This window comes from Atopobacter phocae ATCC BAA-285, from assembly GCF_000526675.1.
Lineage (GTDB): Bacteria > Bacillota > Bacilli > Lactobacillales > Aerococcaceae > Atopobacter > Atopobacter phocae.
On sequence record NZ_JAGN01000009.1, the window covers coordinates 16,536 to 43,489 of the forward strand.

Annotated in this window: 27 protein-coding genes; 22 read left to right on the forward strand and 5 right to left on the reverse strand. The window is 38.1% G+C overall.

Annotated elements, in window-relative coordinates:
* Positions 1-415 precede the first annotated feature (415 nt).
* Entirely contained in the window at positions 416-1,102 is a 687-nt protein-coding gene (locus tag L866_RS0102725; RefSeq protein ID WP_025728925.1) for a YSIRK-type signal peptide-containing protein, read from the forward strand.
* A gap of 80 nt (positions 1,103-1,182) precedes the next feature.
* On the forward strand, positions 1,183-1,854 hold the full coding sequence (locus L866_RS0102730) for an LPXTG cell wall anchor domain-containing protein (protein WP_084030259.1): 672 nt from the start codon (positions 1,183-1,185) through the stop codon (positions 1,852-1,854).
* Positions 1,855-1,993: 139 nt separating this feature from the next.
* Here the strand turns inward: L866_RS0102730 and L866_RS0102735 are convergent, their stop codons facing one another.
* Together L866_RS0102735 and L866_RS0102740 are read right to left on the reverse strand one after the other, a co-directional pair.
* Positions 1,994-2,680 carry a type 1 glutamine amidotransferase gene (locus L866_RS0102735; RefSeq protein ID WP_025728929.1) on the reverse strand — a complete coding sequence of 229 codons (687 nt, stop codon included), beginning with the start codon at positions 2,678-2,680 and terminating at the stop codon, positions 1,994-1,996.
* A gap of 4 nt (positions 2,681-2,684) precedes the next feature.
* Positions 2,685-4,025 (reverse strand): Mur ligase family protein, encoded by a 1,341-nt coding sequence (locus L866_RS0102740; protein WP_025728931.1) that lies wholly within the window; start codon positions 4,023-4,025, stop codon positions 2,685-2,687.
* A 234-nt stretch (positions 4,026-4,259) separates the two neighbouring features.
* Here L866_RS0102740 and L866_RS0102745 point away from each other — a divergent pair, with 234 nt between their 5' ends.
* The 13 genes from L866_RS0102745 to L866_RS0102805 all read left to right on the forward strand — a co-directional run bounded on the left by L866_RS0102745 (position 4,260) and on the right by L866_RS0102805 (position 15,392).
* Complete coding sequence (locus tag L866_RS0102745) at positions 4,260-4,853, forward strand: thymidine kinase (protein ID WP_025728933.1); 594 nt, start codon at positions 4,260-4,262, stop codon at positions 4,851-4,853.
* A 56-nt stretch (positions 4,854-4,909) separates the two neighbouring features.
* On the forward strand, positions 4,910-5,986 hold the full coding sequence (prfA, locus tag L866_RS0102750; protein WP_025728935.1) for a peptide chain release factor 1: 1,077 nt from the start codon (positions 4,910-4,912) through the stop codon (positions 5,984-5,986).
* On the forward strand, positions 5,979-6,875 hold the full coding sequence (prmC, locus tag L866_RS0102755) for a peptide chain release factor N(5)-glutamine methyltransferase (protein WP_025728937.1): 897 nt from the start codon (positions 5,979-5,981) through the stop codon (positions 6,873-6,875). The genes prfA and prmC overlap by 8 nt, the downstream gene beginning before the upstream one ends.
* 12 nt (positions 6,876-6,887) lie before the next feature.
* Positions 6,888-7,889 carry an L-threonylcarbamoyladenylate synthase gene (locus tag L866_RS0102760; RefSeq protein WP_051452846.1) on the forward strand — a complete coding sequence of 334 codons (1,002 nt, stop codon included), beginning with the start codon at positions 6,888-6,890 and terminating at the stop codon, positions 7,887-7,889.
* A gap of 126 nt (positions 7,890-8,015) precedes the next feature.
* Positions 8,016-8,666 carry a uracil phosphoribosyltransferase gene (gene upp, locus L866_RS0102765; protein ID WP_035446028.1) on the forward strand — a complete coding sequence of 217 codons (651 nt, stop codon included), beginning with the start codon at positions 8,016-8,018 and terminating at the stop codon, positions 8,664-8,666.
* 142 nt (positions 8,667-8,808) lie between these two features.
* A complete protein-coding gene (gene atpB, locus L866_RS0102770; RefSeq protein ID WP_025728942.1) occupies positions 8,809-9,522 on the forward strand; it encodes a F0F1 ATP synthase subunit A in 714 nt (237 codons plus the stop codon).
* Positions 9,523-9,579: 57 nt separating this feature from the next.
* Positions 9,580-9,798: a F0F1 ATP synthase subunit C gene (gene atpE, locus L866_RS0102775; RefSeq protein WP_025728944.1), complete on the forward strand. Its 219-nt coding sequence runs from the start codon at positions 9,580-9,582 to the stop codon at positions 9,796-9,798.
* Positions 9,799-9,840: 42 nt separating this feature from the next.
* Positions 9,841-10,341 (forward strand): F0F1 ATP synthase subunit B, encoded by a 501-nt coding sequence (atpF, locus tag L866_RS0102780; protein ID WP_025728946.1) that lies wholly within the window; start codon positions 9,841-9,843, stop codon positions 10,339-10,341.
* Positions 10,338-10,865: a F0F1 ATP synthase subunit delta gene (locus tag L866_RS0102785; protein WP_025728948.1), complete on the forward strand. Its 528-nt coding sequence runs from the start codon at positions 10,338-10,340 to the stop codon at positions 10,863-10,865. Before atpF ends, L866_RS0102785 begins: the two co-directional genes overlap by 4 nt.
* 113 nt (positions 10,866-10,978) lie before the next feature.
* The gene (gene atpA / locus L866_RS0102790; RefSeq protein WP_035446038.1) at positions 10,979-12,469 is read left to right on the forward strand and encodes a F0F1 ATP synthase subunit alpha; all 1,491 of its coding nucleotides are present in this window, start codon (positions 10,979-10,981) and stop codon (positions 12,467-12,469) included.
* An 18-nt stretch (positions 12,470-12,487) separates the two neighbouring features.
* A complete protein-coding gene (locus tag L866_RS0102795) occupies positions 12,488-13,432 on the forward strand; it encodes a F0F1 ATP synthase subunit gamma (protein WP_025728952.1) in 945 nt (314 codons plus the stop codon).
* A gap of 33 nt (positions 13,433-13,465) precedes the next feature.
* Positions 13,466-14,941, forward strand: coding sequence for a F0F1 ATP synthase subunit beta (gene atpD, locus L866_RS0102800; RefSeq protein ID WP_025728954.1), 1,476 nt, complete (start codon positions 13,466-13,468; stop codon positions 14,939-14,941).
* A gap of 22 nt (positions 14,942-14,963) precedes the next feature.
* Positions 14,964-15,392: a F0F1 ATP synthase subunit epsilon gene (locus L866_RS0102805; protein ID WP_025728956.1), complete on the forward strand. Its 429-nt coding sequence runs from the start codon at positions 14,964-14,966 to the stop codon at positions 15,390-15,392.
* Positions 15,393-15,464: 72 nt separating this feature from the next.
* Here L866_RS0102805 and L866_RS0102810 read toward each other — a convergent pair whose 3' ends face one another.
* Positions 15,465-16,163 (reverse strand): glucosamine-6-phosphate deaminase, encoded by a 699-nt coding sequence (locus L866_RS0102810; RefSeq protein ID WP_025728957.1) that lies wholly within the window; start codon positions 16,161-16,163, stop codon positions 15,465-15,467.
* 330 nt (positions 16,164-16,493) lie between these two features.
* Here L866_RS0102810 and L866_RS0102815 point away from each other — a divergent pair, with 330 nt between their 5' ends.
* The 4 genes from L866_RS0102815 to L866_RS0102830 all read left to right on the forward strand — a co-directional run bounded on the left by L866_RS0102815 (position 16,494) and on the right by L866_RS0102830 (position 22,294).
* Positions 16,494-17,729 carry a shikimate kinase gene (locus L866_RS0102815; RefSeq protein WP_025728960.1) on the forward strand — a complete coding sequence of 412 codons (1,236 nt, stop codon included), beginning with the start codon at positions 16,494-16,496 and terminating at the stop codon, positions 17,727-17,729.
* A gap of 38 nt (positions 17,730-17,767) precedes the next feature.
* Positions 17,768-19,597 (forward strand): excinuclease ABC subunit UvrC, encoded by a 1,830-nt coding sequence (uvrC, locus tag L866_RS0102820; protein ID WP_025728962.1) that lies wholly within the window; start codon positions 17,768-17,770, stop codon positions 19,595-19,597.
* A 45-nt stretch (positions 19,598-19,642) separates the two neighbouring features.
* Positions 19,643-20,377, forward strand: a complete 735-nt coding sequence (locus L866_RS0102825) for a CPBP family intramembrane glutamic endopeptidase (RefSeq protein ID WP_025728964.1) — start codon at positions 19,643-19,645, stop codon at positions 20,375-20,377.
* Positions 20,378-20,518: 141 nt separating this feature from the next.
* Positions 20,519-22,294, forward strand: coding sequence for an oligopeptide ABC transporter substrate-binding protein (locus L866_RS0102830; protein WP_025728966.1), 1,776 nt, complete (start codon positions 20,519-20,521; stop codon positions 22,292-22,294).
* A 37-nt stretch (positions 22,295-22,331) separates the two neighbouring features.
* Here the strand turns inward: L866_RS0102830 and L866_RS0102835 are convergent, their stop codons facing one another.
* The gene (locus L866_RS0102835; protein WP_025728967.1) at positions 22,332-23,186 is read right to left on the reverse strand and encodes a hypothetical protein; all 855 of its coding nucleotides are present in this window, start codon (positions 23,184-23,186) and stop codon (positions 22,332-22,334) included.
* Positions 23,187-23,528: 342 nt separating this feature from the next.
* On the opposite strand from L866_RS0102835, the gene L866_RS0102840 reads away from it, so the two are divergent.
* The 3 genes from L866_RS0102840 to rlmN all read left to right on the forward strand — a co-directional run bounded on the left by L866_RS0102840 (position 23,529) and on the right by rlmN (position 26,507).
* Positions 23,529-24,452 carry a sugar phosphate nucleotidyltransferase gene (locus tag L866_RS0102840; protein WP_025728969.1) on the forward strand — a complete coding sequence of 308 codons (924 nt, stop codon included), beginning with the start codon at positions 23,529-23,531 and terminating at the stop codon, positions 24,450-24,452.
* A 41-nt stretch (positions 24,453-24,493) separates the two neighbouring features.
* Entirely contained in the window at positions 24,494-25,222 is a 729-nt protein-coding gene (locus L866_RS0102845) for an ATP-binding cassette domain-containing protein (protein ID WP_084030261.1), read from the forward strand.
* A 181-nt stretch (positions 25,223-25,403) separates the two neighbouring features.
* Positions 25,404-26,507 (forward strand): dual-specificity RNA methyltransferase RlmN, encoded by a 1,104-nt coding sequence (rlmN, locus tag L866_RS0102850; protein ID WP_025728973.1) that lies wholly within the window; start codon positions 25,404-25,406, stop codon positions 26,505-26,507.
* A gap of 205 nt (positions 26,508-26,712) precedes the next feature.
* Here rlmN and L866_RS0102855 read toward each other — a convergent pair.
* Positions 26,713-26,954, reverse strand: a 242-nt coding sequence (locus L866_RS0102855; RefSeq protein ID WP_025728974.1) for an IS3 family transposase, incomplete at its 5' end; no start/stop codon positions are given.

Below are 26,954 nucleotides of genomic sequence, written 5' to 3' on the forward strand. Positions count from 1 at the left end.
ATGAGTTCCTTATTTTTTTTATAGATAAAAATAAGTAGTATGAGTAGTCATTAAATGTTTACGAATTTTATTTTAATAAAATTAGTAAAATAAAATTACAAAAAACAAAAGAAATAGACATTAAATTTTTATAGAAACTTGAAGAAAAATTTTTCATAATTAAATTTATTGTTTGTTTTGATTAATAAAAAGCTTGAAATATACTCGTTAAATAAGAAGAATATGATAAAAAAAGAAAAGATAAATGAAAGATAAATGAGTTTGTAACAACTTTATTACATTTTATCTTTATTTATGTTTTTATACTAAAAAAATATTGACATCTATTATTCTAAAGCATATATTTAATTAGCTAAAAAAACTAAAAAAGATAAAGATTAAATTATTTTAGAATTATTACGTGGAGGATAGAATAATGAACATGAATACACATAAACAACCGAAATACACGATAAAAAAATTAAGTGTTGGCGTAGCTTCGTGCTTAATTGGTTTTACGCTATTTGGACCAATTAGTGGAACTGTGCATGCAGATGATGTTGAAATGACAACTACTTTAAATCCTGAAGTGAATACACTAGAAAAAGTAGATCGACTAAAAGACACTGCAGAACAGGATAACAAAAAAGCAGCCAATGAAGACCAAGAGAAAAATAATACGATAGTAGAACAAAATGAAATGGAATCGGAAGATATTGAGCAAAAAAATTCAACAGTGAATGAGGATTATGAAGAGCCTGAAGAAGAGGAAATTCTTTCTGAAGAGGATCAACAGAAATTAAATAACATAAAACAGAAAGCTAAAGAAGCTAATTTAGATGTAAATGGTAATGAAAACCCAAAGAAAATTAACGAAGAAATTACAAAGTTATTAGACGATGTTGAAAAAGAATTTAAAAGACTTTATCCTCATATAAGAATTAATTTTGGTATATATACAGAAAACATGAAAGATTTGAAGGGAAAGGTAACGGATTCTTCTAGTATACTTGGAAAAGGAAATGCTCTAAAATTCGCAAAAAGTAAAGTGTTAGAATTGAAACTTAGAATTGTACAAAAAGAACTTAAGGGATATTTAGGGAAACATAGTGCCCAACAGTAGCAAATTATGATATTGCTTTATTAAAAGTAATTCAAGAAGATACTAAAAAACTAAGAGCACTTCTCCCTTCTGAACAAGAAATGGGAGAAATGCCTCAAAATCAAAATCCAAAAGTCATTCCAGGATTAAAATTACAACCAGCGCCGAAGAAAGAAAAACAGCCAGAAGTTATTCCAGGATTAAAATTACAACCAGCGCCGAAGAAAGAAAAACAACCAGAAGTCATTCCAGGATTAAAAATACAACCAGCACCGAAAAAAGAAAAACAGCCAGAAGTTATTCCAGGAATGAAATTACAACCAGCGCCGAAAAAAGAAAAACAGCCAGAAGTTATTCCAGGAATGAAATTACAACCAGCGCCGAAAAAAGAAAAACAACCAGAAGTCATTCCAGGAATGAAATTACAACTAGCGCCGAAGAAAGAAAAACAGCCAGAAGTGATCCCAGGATTAAAATTACAACCAGCACCAAAATCAGAAACAAAAGAAGAAACACCAAAAATGCCTGAACTTGCACCGAAAAAATCGGATGACAGTAAACCTAATAATCGCAATATGAACAAAAAAGAAAACAAACCAAAAGCTCCAGAAGCTAAAGGTCATATGCAAGCAGAACAGCCAAAAGCAAGCACCACTCAAAAACAAGCGACGCTTCCTCAAACAGGTGAAGAAGTTTCGTTAACAACCGCATTGGTCGCAATGCTTGCTGGATTAGGATTGGTCATTCCAGGATTCAAACGCGAAGAAAAATAATCACATAGATTTGTCAATTGATGAACGTTGTAAATAACTAACTTAAACACCCCAAGGACTGTCGGACTATTCCGATAGTCCTTTTTTGTATCAAAAAAGACAGCTGCTTTACTCATGAGTAAAGGAACTGTCGTAAAAATTAATCATTTGTTTGTGTGGAAGATGATTCGTCCTGTTGACGTTTTTCGAGAATTAAATCAATGATATGTTCAGCAAGAGCTTCATTGCGAACAAGCATCGGTCCGTGGAAATATGAGCCAAATACATTTTTATAGCGCATTCCTTCGGTTTGGTCGGTCCCGTTGTTTCCATAACCTGTTTCAACATGGCCAAGTGGTTGAACGCCTTCTCCTAAATAAGTATGGCCGGCGTGATTTTCATAACCGATATAAGATTCTCCTGTAACAGGATCTTTAATCGTCACATCGCCCACTAGACGATGACTTTGATTCGCGCTTTCGGTAAAGTAATTAATTAATTGAGCGCCTTTAATTTTATCGCCAGCTGGGGTAGTGTAATACTCACCAAGTAATTGGTAGCCACCGCAAATGGCTAAGAGGACGCCGTCGTTTTCGATATATTTTTGTAACTCATCACGTTTGTGGCCAAGATGGTTCGCTACCACTTGTTGTTCGAAGTCCTGTCCTCCGCCAAAAAAGATGAAGTCGTACTGATCACTCGAGAAATCTTCTTCTAATGAGTTAATATCAATCGTATAAGGAATACCGCGTTTCTTTAAAAGATGTGCTAGCATCAGCACATTGCCGTAATCCCCATATGTGTTCAATAAGTTACCATATAAATGGCCAATTCGAATGGGTTTCATTGTATCACTCCTTAATGAAGCCTTGTTGGATGAGCGTCTTGCGTAAATCTAACATGGCAGTATAGGTTGCTAGCACGTGCACTTGTTTAGTATCAACCGCACTAATCGCAGCAGGTAATTGAGTTAAGTCTGACACATAAACTAATTGTGATTCATCAAAGCCGGCTACGAGTAACCGTTTCTTCATCTCGTCTGCTTTCATACCACCATATAAGACGCGTTGAATACCTTTTTCTTTGAAGATTTCATAATGACCGTCCCAAATCCAACTCACATCTTGCCCGTCAGCATAGTTATTGTTCAACAGACAAACTAGTGTATATGGATCAGGTTCGTTAGTTAATAGGTCAATTACTTGATTCACACCGACAGGATTTTTCGTTAAATTAATTAGCACGTTTTTGTCATCGATATGAATGGCTTCTTGACGACCAAAAATGCGTTTAGCTCGGTTAAATCCGGCTTTAATTGATTCAGGCGAAGCACCTAGGAAACGTGCTAAAGAATAAGCCGCTAAAGCATTATAAATATTGTACATACCACCAATATTTAATTGGAAAGTATGGCCATCAATCGCAAAGTCAGATTGATTAATCGTTAACGTGTCAACTGATGTAACGGCATAATCTAGTGCAGGACGTTTGAAGTCACCTGTACGACAATAGTAATCGCCTAAGTTGCTATATGTATTTAAATAGTAATGTAATAAATGATGGCAAATCGGACAGAGCACACCGTCAGTATTTGGATCAAGCGCTACATCTTCTTGAGGTGGCAAGTGATTAAACCCAAAAAATTGATACGGATTGTCTAAACGATTCGCATTAAAAATAGGCGAGTCGCCATTCGCGATAATCGTTGCAACCGGTGCATTTTTAGCCCCATCTAACATCATTTGGTAAACGGAATATATTTCACCGTAACGATCCATTTGATCACGGAATAAGTTAGTAAAGACAATAGCTTTTGGTTTAATGACGGCGGTAACTTTGTTTAATGTGGCTTCATCAATTTCCAATACGGCAATTTTACGTGCGCCTTTTGGAGCGCGATCTGCTAAAAACGTACTGACAATCCCTTGTAGCATGTTCGCTCCCGTTGGATTCGTTAAAATGTGGTCGTATTGGTCACGCAATGCTTCAACGGTTAAAGCGGTCGTTAATGTTTTCCCATTAGTTCCCGTAATCATCACAACGTCATAATCGGCAGTAATGGCTTGAAAAACGGTAGGGTCAATTTTCTGAGCAAGTTGTCCAGGAAAGCTCGATCCGCCGTTGGTTAATCGTTTCAGCACACGTTGGCTGAGTCGTGCGATTGAAATCGCAAGTTGCTGTCTAATAGTCAAGAGTGTTCCTCCTTGTCAATCGAATGATGCACTTTATTCATAGCGACGAATCGTCTGAATAGAAGTATATGATTAGTTATCATATCATAAATGGAGGGCAAAGAGAGAGTCAAGTGAACACTTTATAAGAAGTTTTATAAAATAGTGAAAAACGATTAATGAAAATATTAGTTGAATGTTTCTGTCCGTACACATAAAATGAGTAAGATGACTTTATCAAGAGGAGGAATTATTATGGCGCAGTTATACTTTAAGTACGGAGCAATGAACAGTGGGAAATCCATTGATATTTTGAAGGTTGCTCATAACTACGAAGAACAAAATAAGAAAGTGGTGTTAATGACGAGTGCCATCGATACACGGACAAAAGTCGGTGAAATTTCGAGTCGTATTGGCTTGCGACGTGATGCGCATGTCATTGAAGATGATACAAATATTTTTGAAATCGTGAAAAATCTACCCGGTCCAATTTATTGTGTATTGCTCGATGAAGCTCAATTTTTATCACAAGCGCACGTGCATCAATTAATGCAAATTGTGGATGAATTAGACATCCCCGTGATGGCTTATGGATTGAAAAATGACTTCCAAAACAAATTATTTGAAGGAAGCCGTGAATTGCTATTGCAAGCGGATAAGATTGAAGAAATGAAGACTATCTGTTGGTTCTGTCACAAAAAAGCGACAATGAACTTACGTTTAAGTGATGGTCGTCCAGTGTACACAGGGGAACAAATTCAAATCGGTGGGAATGAAAGTTATTGGCCAGTTTGCCGCAAACATTACAATAATCCCCCATTAAATCACGCGGGACAAGTGGAACTATAAGTAATAATTAGTTTATAATAGACTTAAATAAAACCAAACGATTGAAAGGAGTAGTTATGTACGATCAACTAGATACATTTATTATACGACATAATGAGTTAAACGAATTAATGAGTGATCCATCCGTTATTACAGATACGAAGCGTTTCATGGCGTTATCTAAAGAAGAGGCCAATTTACGTCCGAAAGTTGAAAAGTTTAAACGTTATCAAACGGTTGTTACTGAAATAGAAGAGGCAGAAGAAATCTTAAGTGATTCAAACGATCCAGACATGATTGACATGGCGAAGGAAGAGTTGAGTGAACTTAAAGCAGAACGTGAAACCCTTCAAGAAGAAATTAAGTTATTACTGTTGCCAGAAGATCCTAACGATTCAAAAAATACGATTATGGAAATTCGTGGTGCAGCGGGTGGCGATGAAGCCCAATTATTTGCGGGTGATTTATATAATATGTACCAACGCTATGCAGAGAAGCAAGGTTGGAAGGTTGAAGTTTTAGATGCGAACATCACAGGAATCGGTGGTTACAAAGAAATTATTTTAATGATTACTGGGGATAAAGTTTACTCTAAATTAAAATATGAATCAGGAGCGCATCGTGTACAACGTGTCCCAGCAACAGAAAGTCAAGGGCGTGTACACACATCAACAGCGACCGTTGTAGTTATGCCAGAAGCGGAAGAAGTTGAAATTGATATTGACGAAAACGACATTCGTGTGGATATTTACCACGCATCAGGAGCGGGTGGACAGCACGTTAATAAGACGGCATCTGCTGTTCGTTTAACGCATTTACCAACAGGAATTGTGGTGGCGATGCAAGATGAACGGTCACAGTTGAAAAACCGTGAAAAAGCGATGAAAGTTCTACGTGCGCGAGTGTATGATGCGCGTCTACAAGAAAGTCAATCAGCTTATGATCAAGAACGGAAGTCGGCTGTTGGAACGGGGGATCGTTCGGAACGGATTCGGACATACAACTATCCACAAAGTCGTGTCACTGATCACCGCATCAACTTAACGTTACAAAAATTAGATCAAATTTTAAATGGTAACTTAGATGAAATCGTCGATGCGTTAATTTTAGCGGATCAAACAGCGAAGTTAGAAGATATGAATAAAAATGGCTAAAACAGTGCAACCAACTTATCGTCAAGGCGAGCAATATGTGCGAGAACAACTTGATCCGCAAGTTGTGACCGATGACCCAACAGCCCTTTATCGCTATCAACTGTTCTTAACGCATCAATGGTCCTTAACCGATTACGTGCAACATGTGGACGAGGAGATGCCAGCGACTGAATGGGAGCAACTGAAAAAACTCGTTCGTCGGTTAAATGCGTATGAACCACTCCAATACATTGTCGAACGGGCGTATTTTTACGACCGTTTTTGGCACGTCGATCAGCGGGTACTAATTCCACGACCGGAAACAGAAGGATTAGTGGATCAAGCGCGTCAATTCATTGAACGTGCACCTGACAAGGCGCTTCGAATGGCTGATATCGGAACGGGAAGTGGAATTATCGGCCTAACATTGAAACGGTTGTATCCTACGTTGGATGTCGTGTTAACAGATGTGTCATCGGATGCGTTGGCAGTCGCTCAGATGAATGCGACGGACCACCAATTAGAAGTAACGATGCGGCAAGGTTCATTATTAGAAGCATTATCAGTAGATGAAGTACAGGCGTTGGATATCATTGTGTCTAATCCGCCGTATATTGCCTTCAGTGAACAAACGGTAATGGACGAGTCAGTCAAACGTTACGAACCTCAATTGGCATTATATGCTCAGCAAGAGGGACTTGCTTTATACGAAACGTTATTTCGACAAGTAAAGGCAGCCCATGTTACACCTACCATTTTGTTAGAATGTGGGTATCGACAAGGAACGGCTATTCAACAATTAGCACATGGACATTTGCCAAACTGGGATGTGACGATTGTACCAGACGAACAAGGACATGACCGCATCATTATAATTGAACCGAAACAATCAGTAGCAGATGAGCAATAAGAGGTGAGAGAGATGAAACAGGCAATGATTTTAAACGTGACGGATGCGACGTTACAACAAGCAGCCAGCGCATTAAAACAAGGGGAATTAGTAGCATTTCCTACCGAGACCGTATACGGCTTAGGTGCCATCGTCTCCAATACAGATGCGATTGAACGCGTGTTTGAAGCAAAAGGACGCTCGCGCACGAATCCTGTGAATTTAACGGTCGCTTCTAAAGAAATGGCCCAAGCGTATGTTCATCCACTCGACGAAAAAACAGAACAATTGATGGCTGCTTTTTGGCCGGGACCATTAACGCTAGTGTTAAAACGGCGGATGGATCGAGTGCCTAATATAGTGACTGCAGGACAAGACACGGTCGCTTTACGCATGCCGAAACAGTCGGATACGCTGCGGTTAATTGAATATGTAGGCGAACCGATTGTCGGGCCTAGTGCGAATACGAGTGGTCGACCAAGCCCTACATTAGCGACGCATGTAGCGCATGATTTGGGGGAGCAAGTAACTTATATTTTAGATGGGGGACAATCAGCGTTAGGAATTGAATCAACGATTATTGACCTATCGAGTGATCGACCAGTCATTTTACGCGTAGGCGAAATTACACGTGAAGCCATTGAATCAGTTATTGGGCCAATTGAAGTCAATCAAGCCCAAGCGCCAGCAAGTCAACGACCGCACTATCAACCGGATACACCAGTTTATCGGTTGAAAGGAACAGCGGAAGATATCGTCCAACAACTACATAAATGTTCAAATCGACAAATCGCACTCGCTCTACCGGAGGAATTATTTAACGTCTTGGAAAACTCTGGACAAATTGACGCACGGTTGTATAATATGGGAGCAACTGTGAAAACGTATAAGCAACAATTATACAATATTTTACGACAAGTGGATGAAGAATCTTTCGATGCAATTATTCTATATGAAGTTGAAGAAACCGCAGAATCAAGCAGTTTAGTTCAACGTATACGATTAATTAGCGAATCATTTTTAAACCTTCCTTAAAATACTGGTAATTGTTTCATATTTTCAGTAAAATGTAAATCAAACGGTGTTTTATTCCTATATATATGAAAAGGACACCACCAATCAAGTGCAGCAATGTGCTTAATCACAAAGGAGGCCAATAGGATGAATGAATTGAATGTGGAAAACTTTCATGTGTTAGATCACCCATTGATTCAACACAAGTTGACGATCATTCGACAAAAAGATTGTGGAACGAAAGAGTTCCGTGAAGTAGTGGACGAAATTTCGATGTTAATGGCATACGAAGTCAGTCGTGACTTACCGTTGTCAGAGGTGGAGATTGAAACGCCACTAACAAAAAGTGTTCAAAAGCAATTATCTGGAAAGAAAGTTGCTGTTATTCCTATTTTGAGAGCTGGGATTGGGATGGTTGACGGAATATTGAAGTTAATTCCGGCAGCACGTGTCGGCCATGTCGGGTTATACCGCGACCATGATACGTTACAACCAATCGAGTATTTTGTGAAATTGCCAAAGGATATCGCAGAGCGTCGTCTATTTGTTGTTGATCCAATGTTAGCAACAGGTGGTTCAGCTGTTGCAGCGATTGATGCCCTCATTAAACGCGGTGCAGATCCAAAGGCGATTAGTTTCTGTTGTTTAGTCGCAGCTCCAGAAGGCGTTCAAGTCCTACATGACGCCCACCCTGAAGTGAAAATTATCACTGCTGCATTAGATGATGGATTGAATGAAGATTCTTACATTGTTCCAGGTCTAGGCGACGCAGGGGATCGTCTGTTTGGGACAAAATAAAAAATAACGTCAAGTAAGTACCCACTTACAAGACAAAGTAGTCATCGAACGCTGACTATTGCCATGAAAATATGACAATAACGAGGCCTTGGATTCCCTGTTCTAAGGCTTTTTAATTTTTTATAGAGATGGGGTGAAGTAAATGGAAAAATCGTACGTTTTTACGTGGTTTGGAATTGAATTTAGCGCAAATGTATTACTCGCTAGTTTTTCTAGTGTGGTCATTATTTTCTTAATTTGTTTTTTACTGTCTCGTCGCATTGAACTCATTCCAAAACGGGCGCAAGCAGCATTAGAAATGCTAGTAGAGTTCACTAATGGAATTGTAGGGAATACAATGGATGATGAGCATGGTAAAGAATATCGACTCTTTACATTCACATTGTTCTTATATATTGCAGTGTGTAACATCATTGGTTTATCAATGATTATTGTTCACGATGAATACTCTTTCTGGGGTAGTCCGACCGCTAGTGCCATTGTATGTTTAGGTTTATCAGCAATGGTTATCCTATTATCGCATTACAAAGCGAGTGAAAAATTAGGAACAAAAACGTATATTCGTGTCGCTTATTTCGAACCTGTAAAATTCATGTTCCCAATTAAGTTAATCGAAGAATTTACAAACACGTTAACGCTAGGGTTGCGTCTTTACGGTAATATTTACGCCGGTGAGATTTTGCTAACCTTACTTGCGATGTTAGCAACGAGTCATGGGCTGTTTTCGGGTGTTCTAACCGTACCGCTAACCATGATATGGATTGCCTTTTCAATCTTTATCGGGATGATTCAAGCATTCGTATTCGCAACATTATCGAATGTCTACATTTCGCATAAAATTGTCTTGGAACATTAGAAACAAACGAAGAAACAACAAAACTATAAATTAAAACGTGGAAGGAAGTATAAAAAAATGATATATATTGCTGCTGCTATTGCTGTTGGATGTGCTGCCTTGGCTGCCTCTTACGGAAACCAAGCTGTTATGAAGAAAACTATTGAGGCGATGACACGTCAACCAGAAATGAAAGATTATTTCCGCATGAACATGTTTATCAGTGTTGGGTTAATCGAAGCTGTTCCAATTATTGCTGTGGTGTTTGGCTTCTTACTAATTCTTTTATTCAGATAATGATCAAAAGTTAGCAAACAAACTTGAAGAAGGAGGATGCGTATGTTAGCTGCCGCAGCATTTGGAATTGCAGTCGGCGATCTATTAGCCATTGCAATTTCGTTTATATTACTCATGTTTCTGTTAGGAAAGTTCGTGTGGCAACCTCTAACAGAGAAGATGGATGAAAGGTCAAAAATCATTCAAGACGCGATTGACAGTGCGAAAGAAAAAGATCGTTCCGCACAAATTGCAGAAGAAGAAGCACGTCTTCATATTCGTGAAGCAAAAGAAGAAGCGCAAGCTATTTATCAGCGCGCACGTGAAGCGGCTGAAGATTTAGAAAAAAATGCAAAAGCACGTATTGAAGCGATGACGCAACAAATGAAACGTGAAGCAGAACGCGAAATTCAATACAATAAAGAAAAAACGATGCAAGATCTACAAACCGAAGTGGGCCAATTAGCTGTACAACTTGCTCAACAAATTTTACAAAAAGGTTTATCTGCTTCAGACCATAAAGAATTGATTGACAAGTTCATCGAAGGAATTGATGAAGTATGAGACATACATTAGCAGTTCGTCGTGAAGTCGCAGCTTTTTATGGGGAAATGGTCACTCAAGGAAAAGCTGAAACCATCTATGACGACGTTGTTAAATTAAGAAAAGGGATTGCGAATTTAAATAAATTCGATCAAGCCATGGTAGTCGATCGTATACCGGCAGAAGAAAAAGTCGCCTTTTTAAAAGAAACAATGCGAGAGTTAGACAATAGCTGGGTGGATTTCTTTATCGAAATGGCTTACGCTTATGAATTCAAATATTTATCGTTAATTATTAACAGCTATATCGATAATTATGAGCGCAATTTATTAACCATCGAATCGGTTGTATTATTAACCGACAAAGAAATTGAAACCATTCAACGTAAAATTGAGCATCGTCTAAATCATCGTTTTAATCACATCAATCACGTCTTAAATCAAGATCTTCTCGGGGGCGTCTTAGTGCGTTCACGCGATTATTTATTAGACGGGACATTATTGAAAGACTTAAACGATATTAAACGGTCATTAAATCGAAATTAACGGGGTGATAAGGATTGGAAAAAGAAACAATGAACACACAAGACAAAATGTCCTTAAACACCGATTCTAGTGACGCTACAATTCAATCAGAAAATGAACAAATCCTTGATCAAATGCGCGACTCAGTAGTCGATGAAATTTCTGACAAAGTTGCTGCATTTGAAAGTCAATATCTTATCGAAGAAGTCGGTGAGGTAACCTATGTTGGTGATGGAATTGCACGTGTTGTCGGATTGACGAACGTAATGAGTGGAGAACTTGTTCTGTTTAGTAATGGTGTTAAAGGTATGGCTCAAAACTTAGAAACACATGAAGTCGGGGTAATTATCTTCGGTGATTACCATAATATTCATGAAGGCGATATCGTAAAACAAACCGGTAAAATTCTTGAAGTACCTGTTGGCAATCAAATGCTCGGACGTGTAGTTGATGCATTAGGGAACCCAATTGATGGACGTGGCCCAATCAAAACATCACGTACACGACCAGTAGAACATCCAGCGCCGGGTATTATGGATCGTCAATCAGTGACAGAATCCTTAGCAACCGGACAAAAAGCAATCGACGCGTTAGTTCCAATTGGACGCGGGCAACGGGAATTAATTATCGGAGACCGTAAAACAGGAAAAACAACGATTGCGATTGATGCCATTTTAAATCAAAAAGGTAAAGATACGCTTTGTATTTACGTAGCGATCGGACAAAAAGAATCAACCGTTCGCCAAATTATGCAAACGTTAGTCCGTCATGGTGCTATGGAATATACAACGATTGTATCAGCCGGAGCAAGTGAACCGAGCCCCATGCTATATATTGCACCTTATGCTGCAACAGCAATTGGTGAAGAATGGATGCACGATGGTAAACATGTATTAATTGTGTACGATGATTTATCCAAACAAGCGGCAGCCTATCGTGAAATTTCCTTGCTATTGAGACGCCCACCAGGACGGGAAGCTTACCCAGGGGACGTATTCTACTTACATTCACGTTTATTAGAGCGTGCAGCGAAGTTAAGTGATAAATTGGGTGGTGGCTCATTAACTGCCTTACCAATTGTAGAAACACAAGCTGGAGATATTTCAGCTTATATTCCAACTAACGTTATTTCCATTACAGACGGTCAAATCTTCTTACAAAGTGATTTATTCTTCTCCGGTGTACGGCCAGCGATTTCAGCCGGATTATCCGTATCACGTGTGGGGGGAGCAGCCCAAATTAAAGCGATGAAGCAAGTGTCAGGGACATTGCGGATTGACTTAGCAAGCTATCGTGAGTTAGAAAGTTTTTCACAATTCGGTTCGGACTTAGACGAAGCGACTCAACAAAAACTAAACCGTGGAAAACGGACGGTGGAAGTGTTAAAACAAGGGGCGCACAAGCCACTACCTGTTGAATATCAAGTCGTTATTCTATTCGCTTTAGCGCATGGTGCATTGGACGATATTCCAATTGAACGTTTAGCAGAATACGAACGTGGCTTATATGAATACATGGAAACGCAACATAAAATTTTATTAGAAGATATTCGTACAACAGGCAATTTACCAGACGAAGAACAATTCTTCCACGCTGTTTACGATTTTAATGATCAATTCAAATAATAGAAAGGGTGAGACGAAGTGAGTGCATCGTTAACGGACATCCAAAAACGGATTGATTCAACCCAAAAAACGAGTCATATTACAAGCGCCATGCAAATGGTTTCCGCTTCTAAATTAGTTCGTTCGGAAGCAACTGTACGTCAATACGAGAAATATGCACAACAAATTCGATCAATGGTAACTCATCTAGTCTATGCAAACATTGATGAATTGTTATTGAAGTCGGATACGAGTGTTGATGAAACGAATGATCAAGCGGTTCTGAACTACTTAGATTATCACGACATGTTAATTATGCGTGAGGTGAAGAAAACAGCTTATCTCGTCATTGCATCAGATCAAGGGTTAGCCGGATCTTACAACAGTTCCATTTTTGCTTCAACCCTTGAAATGTTGAAGCGTGACCATCAATCCAAAGACGAATTTCTATTGATTTGTATCGGTGAGACTGCATCGAAGTTCTTTAGTAAAGAAGGCTACGACATTTTATATGAAATGAGTGGCATTAGTGATTATCCAACGTTTGAGGAAGTGAAAGTCATCGTCCAACAAACGGTGAATTTATATCGTGAAGAAGCATTTGATGAATTGTACGTTTGTTACAACCATCATGTGAACGCGATTGTGTCTAACTTTCGCGTAGAGAAAATGTTGCCATTAGTGGATGTGGAACGAACAGATGAACCATCGCCTTACGACGTTGAATTCTTATTAGAACCATCGAAAGAAGCGATTTTGGAGCAGTTAATTCCACAATATGCAGAAAGCTTGATTTACGGAGCAATTTTAGATGCGAAAGCAGCTGAACATGCTAGCCGTATGACTGCCATGCGTGGAGCGACAGATAATGCGCGCGATTTAATCAGCCGTCTGACGCAAGAACGGAATAGAAAACGTCAAGCACAAATCACACAAGAAATTACAGAAATAGTTGGTGGCGCGGAAGCGTTAAAAGAACGATAGAATGTTACTAACAACGAGAAAGAAGGGAATCATTTGAGAAGAGGAGAAATCACACAAATTGTCGGTCCCGTGGTCGATGTGAAGTTTCCGCTTGAGGGTGGGGTTCCAGACATTAACAATGCGTTAAATGTAGAGGGCTTCGTTCGTGAAGGCGAGCCAGTCAAAATTGTATTAGAAGTTGCACTCGAATTAGGTGAGGGTGTAGTTCGGACGATTTCAATGGAATCAACGGACGGATTAAGTCGCGGCATGTCAGTTGTCGACACAGAACATCCAATTTCAGTACCAGTTGGAAAGAAAACATTAGGTCGCGTATTCAATGTGTTAGGTGAACCAATCGATTTAAAAACACCATTTGGCGAAGACGAACGTCGTGAACCGATTCATAAACCAGCACCTAAATTTGAAAATTTAAGTAGCTCCAGCCAAATTTTACAAACAGGAATTAAAGTTATCGACTTATTAGCGCCTTATATTAAAGGGGGGAAAATTGGATTGTTCGGTGGTGCCGGAGTAGGTAAAACCGTTTTAATTCAAGAGTTGATTCATAATATTGCTGAAGAACTTGGTGGGATTTCCGTCTTTACAGGAGTTGGAGAACGTACACGTGAAGGAAATGACTTATACTTTGAAATGATGGAATCAGGCGTTATTAACAAAACAGCTATGGTTTTCGGTCAAATGAATGAGCCACCTGGAGCACGTATGCGTGTGCCTTTAACTGGTCTAACCATCGCGGAACATTTCCGTGACGTGGATAAACAAGATGTGCTATTATTTATCGATAATATTTTCCGGTTTACTCAAGCCGGTTCAGAAGTTTCTGCCTTACTCGGGCGGATGCCAAGTGCCGTAGGATATCAACCTACTTTAGCGAGTGAGATGGGTCAATTACAAGAACGAATCACTTCTACTAAAGAAGGCTCAATTACATCGATTCAAGCGATTTATGTGCCAGCCGATGACTATACTGACCCTGCACCAGCAACAACGTTTGCTCATTTGGACGCAACAACCAACTTAGAACGTCGTTTAACGGAGCAAGGGATTTATCCAGCGGTTGATCCATTAGAATCAACATCAAGTGCCTTAGATCCTGAAATTGTCGGTCAAGAGCATTATGACGTAGCTCGTCGCGTGCAACAGACGTTACAACGTTATCGTGAATTACAAGATATCATTGCCATACTCGGATTAGATGAATTATCTGATGAAGAAAAAATTACCGTGCATCGTGCACGTCGGATTCAATTCTTCTTATCTCAAAACTTCCACGTAGCTGAAGGATTCACAGGTATTCCGGGAAGTTATGTGAAAGTTGAAGATACAATTAGAGGATTTAAAGGCATTTTAGATGGACTATATGATGATATTCCAGAAGATGCATTCCGTAATGTGGGAACGATTGAAGATGTCTTACGTAAAGCAGGTCGTACAGTATCAACTGATGCAATCGATTTACCTTTTGATACGGAATTAGCGGCAGAGAAAGACGCAACGAACGAATAATAGAAAGGTGTGAAGACGTATAATGGAGCAAGATATACTATTAGATGTGTTAGTAACCACACCAGAAGGCGTTCGTTATGAACATCATGCGACTTCCGTTACGGTACCAACCATTGAAGGGCCGTATACTTTCTTACGAAATCATACGCCAATTATTATGCCATTAAAAATCGGTGCCGTTCGCGTTCGTCGGACATTTGATGATGAGACATCATCCGATTACATTGCGATTTCGAGTGGTATCGTAGAAGTGTCTGATAACGTCGTCAATATTGTCGTGAATACCGCTGAACGGGCGCGCGATATTGACATTAGTCGTGCAGAAGATGCACGGATTCGTGCGGAAGAATTACTGGCACAACAGGATATTTCATCGAATGAAATGCAACGAGTTCGAATTGCATTGAATAAAGCCATTAACCGGATTGGGGTAGCGGATCATAAACGCTAATTTTTTACCCATTCGATAACTAAAAAACTTCTTATCATGTTATATGATAAGAAGTTTTTTATTGGATGAAATTTAGACTAATGAGGCAGCAGCTTCATCGACAATGACGGTAACGTCAGCATGACTTTGTAAGATGGTCGAAGGAATGTCTGCACTCGGATGAGCTTTGAATAAGTCGTGAATCGCTTGCGCTTTTTTCTCGCCAAATGCAAGTAAAACAATTTGTTTAGCCGACATAATGGATGACAAGCCCATCGAATAAGCGTAACGAGGTACATCTTCTTCTTTTTCGAAGAAACGTTTATTGGCGTTAATTGTCGATTCGGTTAATTGCACTTTATGTGTCCGAGAATTAAAAGGCGTACCTGGTTCGTTAAAGGCAATATGACCATTTTCACCAATACCTAAAATTTGGACATCAACAGGGTGCGCTTCTAAAATACTTTCGTAATGTTCAATTTCACTTGCTTCATCATTTAGTCCGTTGGGTACGAATGATTCTTTAAATGGTTTATGGTCGAATAATTTATGTTGCATGTAATATTGATAACTTTGTGGGTCATCTTTGCCTAACCCGACATATTCATCTAAATTGACCGAATAAGAATCAGTAAAATCTAAATCGCTATCGATAAAAAGTTGATAAAGTGGTTCAGGTGTTGAACCAGTAGCTAGACCGAAAACAGTTGCTCCATTTTCTTTTGCTTCACGAATTAATTCAAAGGCTGCTTGTGATGCTTCAGCCGCTGTTGGTTTAACAATCAATTGCATCGTGTCGTCCTCCCCATTTGTTTATACTTTTATTGTATGTTAAAACAAGAGGAATGCCAATCAAATTGAGTCGAAAGAACCGGAAGAGAAAATATTCTTTAAAAACATTGTTATATCAACTAAAAAGATAGATTTTACAAAAGTACAAACATATCATTTGGCGTATAACAAATAGTGAATGAAAAGATTTAGCACGGACGAAAGAACTAATAGGAATGATTGACAATAATTCAGTGTGAAACAGGGACTTTTTAGTCAAAATGCTATTCAAAAACCAAGGAGTATAGTATCATTAATTTATGTGAAAAAAGTAATGAAAGGAGGGTAACTGTGCGCCAAAAAGCAATAATTTTTATAAAAAAAGACGCTTACGCTAATATTTTACAAGCAATCATTCGAGTCATCAGTGAAACCATTGAATGGCCCATTCGCATCCAATTAGTGGATCATGACACGTTTCAACGCTTTGAAAAAGATGGCATTTACTTAACATCAACGACCACTGCCAATCACGTGCATAATGGTCGAGTCCAAAAAGTAGATGTCACTCAATCAGCTTTAAAACGTTTATTAGAGCCGTTCAAACCGCTCATTGCGAAAGAAGTCAGTATTATTGGATATAATGACTTGACCGAAGTCTTATTTGACGATTTGTGTGCACAAAATGTTCGACATATTCATGTTTTTTGTGAACAAGGGGGCTCAATGACCCATTCAAATGATCAAATTATTTATCATGAATTAAATGAATGGAAGACTATTCAAACCGATTTCTTTATTCAAACACAAGCAGTTGAATTAGGCGCGATGCAAAATGAAGCTGTGCAAGCGCATTTGAGAACATATCAAGGAATCAGTGATTTAAGCCGAATGATCGCTCGTCCTACTTGGTTAGGCGACGTTCCGTTTCAAAATCAACTAGATTGGCTCATTCATTTGACGATTGCGCAAACCGAAGTATATTTGAATCATCGCATTCAAAAGCCATTGCGAGATAAAATTTGCCATGAACTAATTGATGCCGATCCAGCGAACGATTCGATTTTTCTAGTAGGATTACCTGCTGTTGGGAAGTCATCGGTAGGAACTCAGTTAGCGAAACAATTGAATTATCATTTCGTCGACTTAGATAAAGAAATGATTAAACGCACGGGCTTATCCATTACACAACTTTATGATCAAGATGAACAAGCATATCGTGATTTAGAAAGTGAATTACTTCGTGAATATGGTCGCTTGAAACGCACCGTTGTTTCAACGGGGAATGGTGTCGTGCTACGCAAAGAAAATCGCGACTACTTAGCACGATCGTTTGTCATTCATTTAGATCGACCACAAAAATTAATGAACTATGGCGTGTCGACGCGCAACCGTCCACTATTAAGAGGCAATCCAGGCGTCATTAAAAAGATGCGACGTGAACGGGCATTTTACTACTATTCCATTAGTAATTGTCGCGTGATGAATTACAAACGCCTTCGAACCGCCCAAATTTTGACGCATTTAATGAAACGGCGAAATGACATGCATGCTTACATGCGTGAAGCATTGAGTCAATTACGTTAATCTGTGTGTAGAATCGATGGACAGGAAAGGAGGACCACATGCCTGTTTATCAAAATGTTGAATGGATCAATCAGAAGTTAGACTTGCTTCCCACATTGCCAGGTTGTTACTTGATGCGTAGTGAAGATGAAACCATTATTTATATTGGTAAGGCGAAAAATTTAAGAAATCGGGTCCGCTCCTATTTCCGTGCAGAACATACAGGCAAAACGAAACGACTCGTTCAAGAAATTCATCATTTCGAAACCATCATTACACAAACCGATAAAGAAGCTTTACTGTTGGAAATTAGTTTGATTCAAAAATATCAGCCGAAGTACAATATTCGTTTAAAAGACGGGTCCATGTATCCTTATTTGAAGATTACGAATGAACGCGATCCGCAATTAGTCATTACAAGTCAGGTCGAACAAGATGGGGGGCATTATTTTGGCCCTTATCCTAACGTGTATGCAGCAAGTGAGACGCAACAATTTATTCAAAAGTTATATCCTCTACGCCGTTGTGGCAAAAATGAACCACGAGCTTGTTTTTATTACCACATTGGTCAATGTATTGGATGTTGTGACCACGAAGTATCACCAGAAGAGTATAAAGCTCAAATTCGACGGATTTCACGCTTTCTGAATGGAGAAGTTGATGAAGTAAAACAAACGCTCACACAGAAGATGGAAGCCGCTGCAGAAGCATTGGAATTTGAACGAGCAGCTGAATATCGGGACCAAATTGAACATATTAAACAAACGGTCGAACGTCAAGATATTTTATCGCTAGATTATACGAATCGTGATGTCTTTAATTACGATGTCAAACGAGGCTATATGTCGATTCAAGTATTTTTATTGCGTCAGTCAACTGTTATTAAACGCGAAACGGCCATTTTTCCGTTATACGATACACCAGAAGAAGAATTTCTAGCGTTTATCTTAATGTTCTATCAACAGCAGAATCACATTTTACCGAAAGAAATTCTATTACCGCATACGGTCGATCAAACATTAATTGAAGAAACATTAAATGTTAAAGTGTTGCAGCCGCAACGAGGAAAGAAAAAACGTTTATTAGATTTAGCGAAGCAAAATAGTCATATTGCCTTGAATGAGCAATTAACGATTGAAGACCGTAAAGCGTTACGGACGATTCATGCGAGTGATCAATTGGCTGACGCGCTCGGGTTACCTCATGTGAACGTCATTGAAGCATTCGACCATTCGCATATACAAGGGGCATATCCGGTAAGCGGAATGGTTGTCTACGAAAAAGGCAAACCGAATAAAAAAGCCTATCGAAAATACCACATCAAAACAGTGAAGCAAGCGGATGAATTTAAAACAACGCAAGAAGTCATTCGTCGGCGCTACAGTCGCTTATTGAAAGAGAAAAAACCTTTACCCGATTTGATTATGATGGATGGGGGAATCATTCAAATACGAGCAGCGCGCGAAGTCATTGAAGACGAACTAGGCTTACGCATACCTGTTGCAGGGATGGTGAAAAATGATAAGCACCAAACAGCATCGTTAATCTTCGGTGAGCCGTTAGAAGAAGTTCTTTTAGAACCTAATGCCCCAGCATTTCAACTCGTTCAACGCATTCAAGAGGAAGTCCACCGTTTTGCGATTTCCTTTCACCGACAAACTCGGACGAAATCTAGCTTTGCTTCAGATTTGGAGCGAATCGAAGGCGTTGGTACTAAAACACGGATGAAATTGTATCAAACATTTAAAACACGCGATGCTATGGAAAACGCAACAGTGGATGATTTTGTCGCTTTAGGCATTAATCGTCCAACGAGCGAGCGATTAGTCAGCTATTTCCAAGTTCAACGAGCAAATCGTGCGATAAAAAAACAAATAGAACGTCCATAAAAGTATAATGTCAATAACCCTTAACTATTATAAAAGGAGTAACATATGACTAAAACTCAATTCACTAATTTAAACAATGAACCTAAAAGCACCCATATAAAATATACGATATTATATTTATTCAGTTTACTAATCTTACCGTTTGTCGTCTCATTGCTACCCCTTGGCGACTTAACGATTTTGCTAGCTAGCACAACTTTATTCGTGAGCTTGTTCGGTGGAATATATCTGTATCGCCACACCTTAATGAATGATCTAAAAGCTTTAAAAGGACACTGGTTAAAAGTTTTCGGAGCTATCCTCCTTGCTTTTGTTCTGCGAATCATTCTGACGCAAATTGCAATATTGATTTTTGGTGTACGAGAATCCGCTAATCAAGAATCCATTGAACAACTTGCTTCGAAAATTCCGATGGTCGTATATGCCGCGTTACTTGTGATTGCTGCACCAGTTGCGGAAGAACTATTCTTTCGTGAAGTGATACTGCATAATGCCAAAACGCCTGCCAAAAAATGGGGGCTCGGTCTATTATCGGTTCTATTATTTGCAGGAGTGCACGTCATTGCCGATCCACCAACTATTGTGCTGTTTATTCCATTAGCTCTACCAATCGTTTTAATTTATTTCTATTTTGAACGGAATGTCGTCGTATCAATTTTGACCCATCTATTTTTTAACTTCATTGCTTTCTTAATGATTTTGGTTCAAATGTCCAATCCCGAAGCGTTTGAACAATTGCAGAAACAAGCTGAAGGCTTCATTACATTTTGGATGTCATAAGTAATAAGTTTGTAAATTTTTACTAATAAAATTGCACAATTCAATCAAATATGCTAGTATATCAATTGATAAATTCTATCAATAGGCAGTGGAATGTTGATAGAATTCAAAATAAGACACACATTTTTTGGAGGTAAAAAAATGAATAGTATGTTAAAAAAAGCTGTTCCAGTATTCGCATCGGCTTTATTATTAGCAGCATGCGGTGGCGGATCAAAAGACAGTAAATCAAATGGTGAAGGCGCTAAATTAGTCGAATTTCAGCAAGTTCTTGAACAAGACGGTGAAGCGATTAAAGGTGGCGAATTAAAAGTAGCTTTAGTATCTGATTCACCAATTACAGGTATTTTCAACAATGTATTATACAGTGCTAATCCTGATTCGCAAGTTTTAAACTATACAGCAGGTGCAATCTTTTCTGTTGATAACAACTTCCGTTTTACAAATGACGGATTTGGTAAATTTGAAACAGATGAAGAAGCAAAAACAGTAAAAGTAACATTCCCTAAAGATGCTAAATGGTCAGACGGCGAACCAATGACGATTGATGATTACATTTTCACACATGAATTCATCGCGAACAAAGATTATCCTGGTATTCGCTACCCTAACTATGTCGGGGACGTTGAAGGTGCTGAAGAATACCATAATGGATCAGCATCAAACATCTCTGGAATTGAAAAAATTGATGATCAAACAGTTATTTTACACTACAAAGATATGACACCTTCTATCTTCATCGCAGGTGGTTCGTTATTGAATATGGTGATTCCAAAACACATTTTCGAAGGCATTCCAATGGATCAAGTCATGGAAAGTGACTTTGTACGTAAACATCCAGTTGATTTTGGACCATTTAAAATCGATACATCTGTAGCAGGTGAATCAGTTACATTAGTTCCAAACGAATACTACTGGAACGGCAAAGCGAAAATTGACCGTGTCATTATTGAAGTGGTTTCAAGTAAAAACATTGTATCAGAAATGGAAAATGGTAATTATGATATTGCTGATATGCCAGCTGATCAATATGCAAACTACAAAGATGCATCAAACATGACAATCTTAGGAACACAAGATTTAGCATATACTTACATTGGATTTAAGTTAGGAAAATGGGACAATGCGAAAAGTGAAGTTGTCACTGATCCAAATGCAAAAATGGCTGACAAAAAATTACGTCAAGCAATGGCTTATGCAGTAGATAATGATAAAATTGCTGAAAAATTCTATGAAGGCACACGTGTTGGTGCAAACAGCTTAATCCCTCCAGTATTTGATGTGAATAATGGACAAGAAGGCTACCATCAAGATATTGAAAAAGCAAATCAATTATTAGATGAAGCAGGTTACAAATATGCTAAAGAAGGCGATGAATTCCGTAAAGATAAAGACGGTAATGATTTAGTCATCAACTATGCAACAATGGCTGGTGGAGACAATGCTGAAACATTAGCACAAGCTTACATTCAATGGTGGCATGATATTGGATTGAACGTTAAATTAACAACAGGACGTCCAATTGAATTTAACTCATTCTATGACAAATTGATTGCTGATGATTCAGAAATCGATGTATTCCAAGCAGCATGGGGAACAGGTGCCGATCCAAACCCAACAGGATTATACGGACCTAAAGCAGCCTTCAACTATACACGTTTCTCTACTGACGAACATACTAAGTTATTAGAAGCAATTGATTCAAAAGAATCATTCGACGATAAATATCGTAAAGAAGCATTCGATAAATGGCAAAAATATGCACATGATGAAGCGTTTGTTATTCCGACATTGTTCAGAACAAACATTACAGCTGTAAATAATCGTGTGAAAAATTACTCAGTAGAATTAAACTCTCTACCAAGTAAATTTAGTCTAAACCAATTAGAATTATTATCAGACCAACGTATGAAATAATTCAATTACTGAATGAACTAACCAAAAAGACAACTCCTTATGCGGAGTTGTCTTTTTTGAATGGACAAGGATAAGTCATATGGCGACGAATAATATTGAATAATTGATTGAAGCGATGTTTTTTAGGGTTAAAACGTTGTTCAATTTTATTTAATGCATTAGTAATAAAAGGATCATCATTCAATTCGTGTTCACGAAGTTGTTCTAATAATAATCGTTTGAAATAACTCCCCAAAGGTAATGTCCTCAATAAAGGATTATCGATTGGGTTAGTCTTTAGTGGAGGAAAATATTTATTAATAATGGAATTAGGGAAACGTTTTGACTGCATAATTTGAATCTCATTCAACAAAGAAGCAAGAATAAAACTATGTGCTTGACGCAATTCATCAATTCGATTCAATATGGCACTGAACGTTCGATCCCCAATTTGGAAAGATATCATTCGACGACAACAAGTAAAGACGTCTGTTATCCCATTTTCGAAGGATAAATGCATCCCATGATGCAAACCCAACCAATGTGGATATTTAGAGTTCGTGCTAGTTATTGGTAAGAATACTAAGTCCCCATGAATATAGGGCATGCGATAAGATCGCTTACATATTTCGCGATTAACATTCAGCATTAAATGATAAGGAATCCCTATATTCGAACAGACGACTTCGAATATATTCATGGTGTTCAAGCGAAATCGTTGAACCGAACCATTAGCGAGTAAAACGAGCGATTCATTATTGCTATAATGAAGAATCGCCACAACAGATAATGAACACAAATTAGAAATACAACCAATCGTAGCAGTTCTAATGAGTTGTTGTAAACATTGAGTTGAATCAACATTGATTGGCTGAAAAAGTGAAAGTTCTTCTGAAAAATTACGAACGATCAAATTAAAAACCTCCCATATGATAAAATATTCACAAATTATCTATTACGATTATATTATATGAAATTAAAAAATAAATCAATAGAAATATCAACAGATTTATGAGCCAAAATGTTGTTTTTTATAAATATTATTAGTAATTTTTTTAAAAAACGTAAAATATATCACGATAGGCTATTACACATGAAATATCTTGTTAACGTGATAAAGTGATTCAGTCAACTGCTGATGAATTCACAAGCATTCGCTTGCAGACTTTTAATGACATGACTTTTAGTTTTGTGTCATTCATTATATAATAGACAAGACAGTGAAAAAAATAGATATAGTAAGGACTGACAATTGATGACAAGATCTAATCAACAAGAACCTATCCTATTAATTATGGCAGCAGGAATGGGAAGTCGTTATGGCGGATTGAAACAGATTGATCGCCTAACAGATTACGGAGAAACACTTTTACATTTTTCAATGTTTGATGCCATGCGAGCAGGATTTAAACGAATTGTTTTAGTTATTAAACCAGAATTTCAGGAAGCGTTTGATGAAATATTTGCTCGTGACACGTTGCCATTTGATTTGCAATATGCGTATCAGCATATGGAAAATCTGCCGGAAGGATTAGTCGTTCCAGAAAATCGTGAGAAACCATGGGGAACAGCTCATGCGGTGTGGAGTGCTAAAGATTTAATTGATGCACCGTTTGTTGTTTTAAATGCAGACGATTATTATGGTCGAGAGGCCTTTGAGATGATTTATCGTTATTTAACACAAGAGCAACAGCCGAAAGAATATGCAATGATTGGCTATCAAATTACCCAAACTTTATCCGATAATGGAACGGTTTCACGTGGTATTTGTCAAGTGGATGATGCACATTATTTAGTAGGAATTGAAGAACAAACAGCCATCGAAGCAGTAAATGGTGAGGTACGTTATTGGACGGATGAAACGACTTATCAAACGATTGATTCGGATGTGTTAGTTTCTATGAACTTTTGGGCATTTTCTAAAGACTTTATGTTACGCATTGAAGAAGGATTTGTCGATTTCTTTGAACAAAAAGTAAAGAATAATCCATTAAAAGCAGAATATTTCTTACCGACCGTTGTGGAAGACGAGTTGAATCAAGGTGTTCGTGTGAAAGTTCTACCAACCGATACTAAATGGTTTGGTGTTACGTATAAAGAAGATCGGGAGCAAGTGATTCATCAAATTAATCGCTTGAAAGCAACAGGTCATTATCCCGAACGATTATTTCAGCAGTAAACGAACTAGTTGATGACAACTGACGTAATAAGGAGCGAACGATGATGCAATCGATTCATTTAAAAGACGTAACGTATACAATTCAACAACAACCAATTATCCACGAGCTATCATTAAACATTCATGCTGGGGACTGGGTTGACATCACGGGGACAAAAGGTGCCGGTAAAACCACATTATTACATCTAATGATTGGCGGATTGCAACCGGATCAAGGAACAGTTGAATTACTAGGACAACCAACGTCGCCAAAACAACCAAGTATTTTACGCCAGATTGGGTATGTGCCAGAGCAAGCCGATATACGTGCAACCCTTTCAGCACTTGAATATTTAGCAGTAGTAGCGGGGATGTATGGCATTGAAGAGAAACCAGCCCGTCATCAAGCACTGACATGGTTAACAGAAATGAATCTCGAAGAAGTGATGATGCAGCCACTTGCTCGATTGAATGACACACAACAATTAAAAGTGATGATAGCGGCTAGCCTAATTCACAATCCTAATGTTATTTTATGGGACAATGTATTTGCACGTCTTGATCAATCAACGAGTAAATGGTTAGTCGTATTGTTACAACAATTGATCCAACAAGAAAAAACGGTAATTACTACGAGTGAACAACCACTTATCGGATGTACCCGACTAATCACCTTTGAACACGGAATGATAATTCAAGAGGACCATCAGAACGATGAGCAAATAAATCAGTCAAGTGCTAATATAAGAGCAAAAGTTCAACGAATGATTGAAATAATGCAACCCATATAATGAATCCAATACTAGTTAATGAAGCGTGTAAAACAAAATATGAATGAAAATAAAGCAAGTAATGAGGAGAATAACCGTGAAAGAAGTAACAACAAATGAGGCAGAGAACAAAGTGCTTTCGATCAATATCGATGAAACAATGCGCATCCAACAAGCCAATCCTGCCGTTAAACCAAAAGAAATGGATACGCGCCAATCCATATATGACTTAAATCGTAGTGACCTAGAAGCATGGTTCATTGAACGAGGCGATAAAAAATTCCGTGCGACACAAGTATGGGATTGGTTATATAGCAAACGGGTGAAATCTTTTGCCGAAATGACAAATTTAAAGAAAGAAACGATTGAAGAATTGTCAAAAACGTTCCAATTCAGTCCATTAAAAGAAATTATCGTTCAACGTGCTGCAGATAAAACAACGAAGTATCTCTTCCAAATGAATGATCATTTAATGATTGAAACGGTTTTGATGTACCACGATTACGGACTATCTGTTTGTGTAACAAGTCAAGTAGGCTGTAATATTGGCTGTACATTTTGTGCTAGCGGTCTAATCAAAAAACAACGCGATTTAACAGCTGGGGAAATTGTTGCTCAAATTATGGCGATTCAACATGGGTTAGATGAAGCGGGGGAAGGTGAACGAGTGAGTCATATTGTCGTGATGGGAATTGGCGAACCGTTCGATAATTATGACAATGTGATGCAATTCTTACGAGTAGTGAACGATGACAAAGGCTTGGCCATTGGAGCCCGTCACATTACCGTGTCAACGAGTGGATTAGCACCAAAAATTCGTGAATTCGCAACAAATGGATTGCAAGTTAATTTGGCGATTTCTTTGCACGCACCAAATAATGAAGTACGTAGTTCAATTATGCGCATAAATAATAAATATCCAATTGAAGAATTGATGGATGCCATTCAGTTCTATTTAGAGCAAACAAATCGTCGTGTGACTTTTGAATACATTATGTTAAATGATGTGAACGATCGCGTCGAACACGCGAAACAATTAGTTCAACTCTTAGCACCGATTCGTAAATTAGCTTACGTGAACTTGATTCCTTATAATCCAGTGGCGGATAATGATTACAAACGTTCAACAAAAGAAGCCGTCACTGCATTTTATGACACATTAATCAAAGGGAAAATCAATTGCGTTGTCCGTAGAGAATTTGGAACAGAAATTGATGCAGCATGTGGTCAATTACGAAGTAACGAAATGAAACGTCGCAGCCGTGAAGAACGATTAAAAGAACGCGAAAGACGGATGAACAAATAATATATAGAGATTAATTATAGGAATGAAATAAACATCGTGCTACCTTTCTTAAGAACTGGAAAGATTGTACGATGTTTTTCGTTATGCACGTATATTATAAAAATAAAAAAGAGACTTGCTTAATCAAGTGAACTGCTCCCTGTCAAGTAGACAGGTAAAAAAATAAATTTTATGCACCTATGGTTTTTCATCCATAGGTGTTTTTTTATGCTGGAATAGCTAAACCCATCTTTAATGTGATTCGTTTAGTGTTAAAGAAATGAATATATTGATCAATATCTTTTGTTAAACTTTCAAATGTATCATATTTATTTAAATAATATAATTCTGATTTGAGCATGCCAAAAAAGTTTTCCATTGGACCATTATCGATACATTTTCCTACACGTGACATACTTTGAATGGCTTGGTGATCCTTAATAAATTGAGCGAATGCATGAGAGGTAT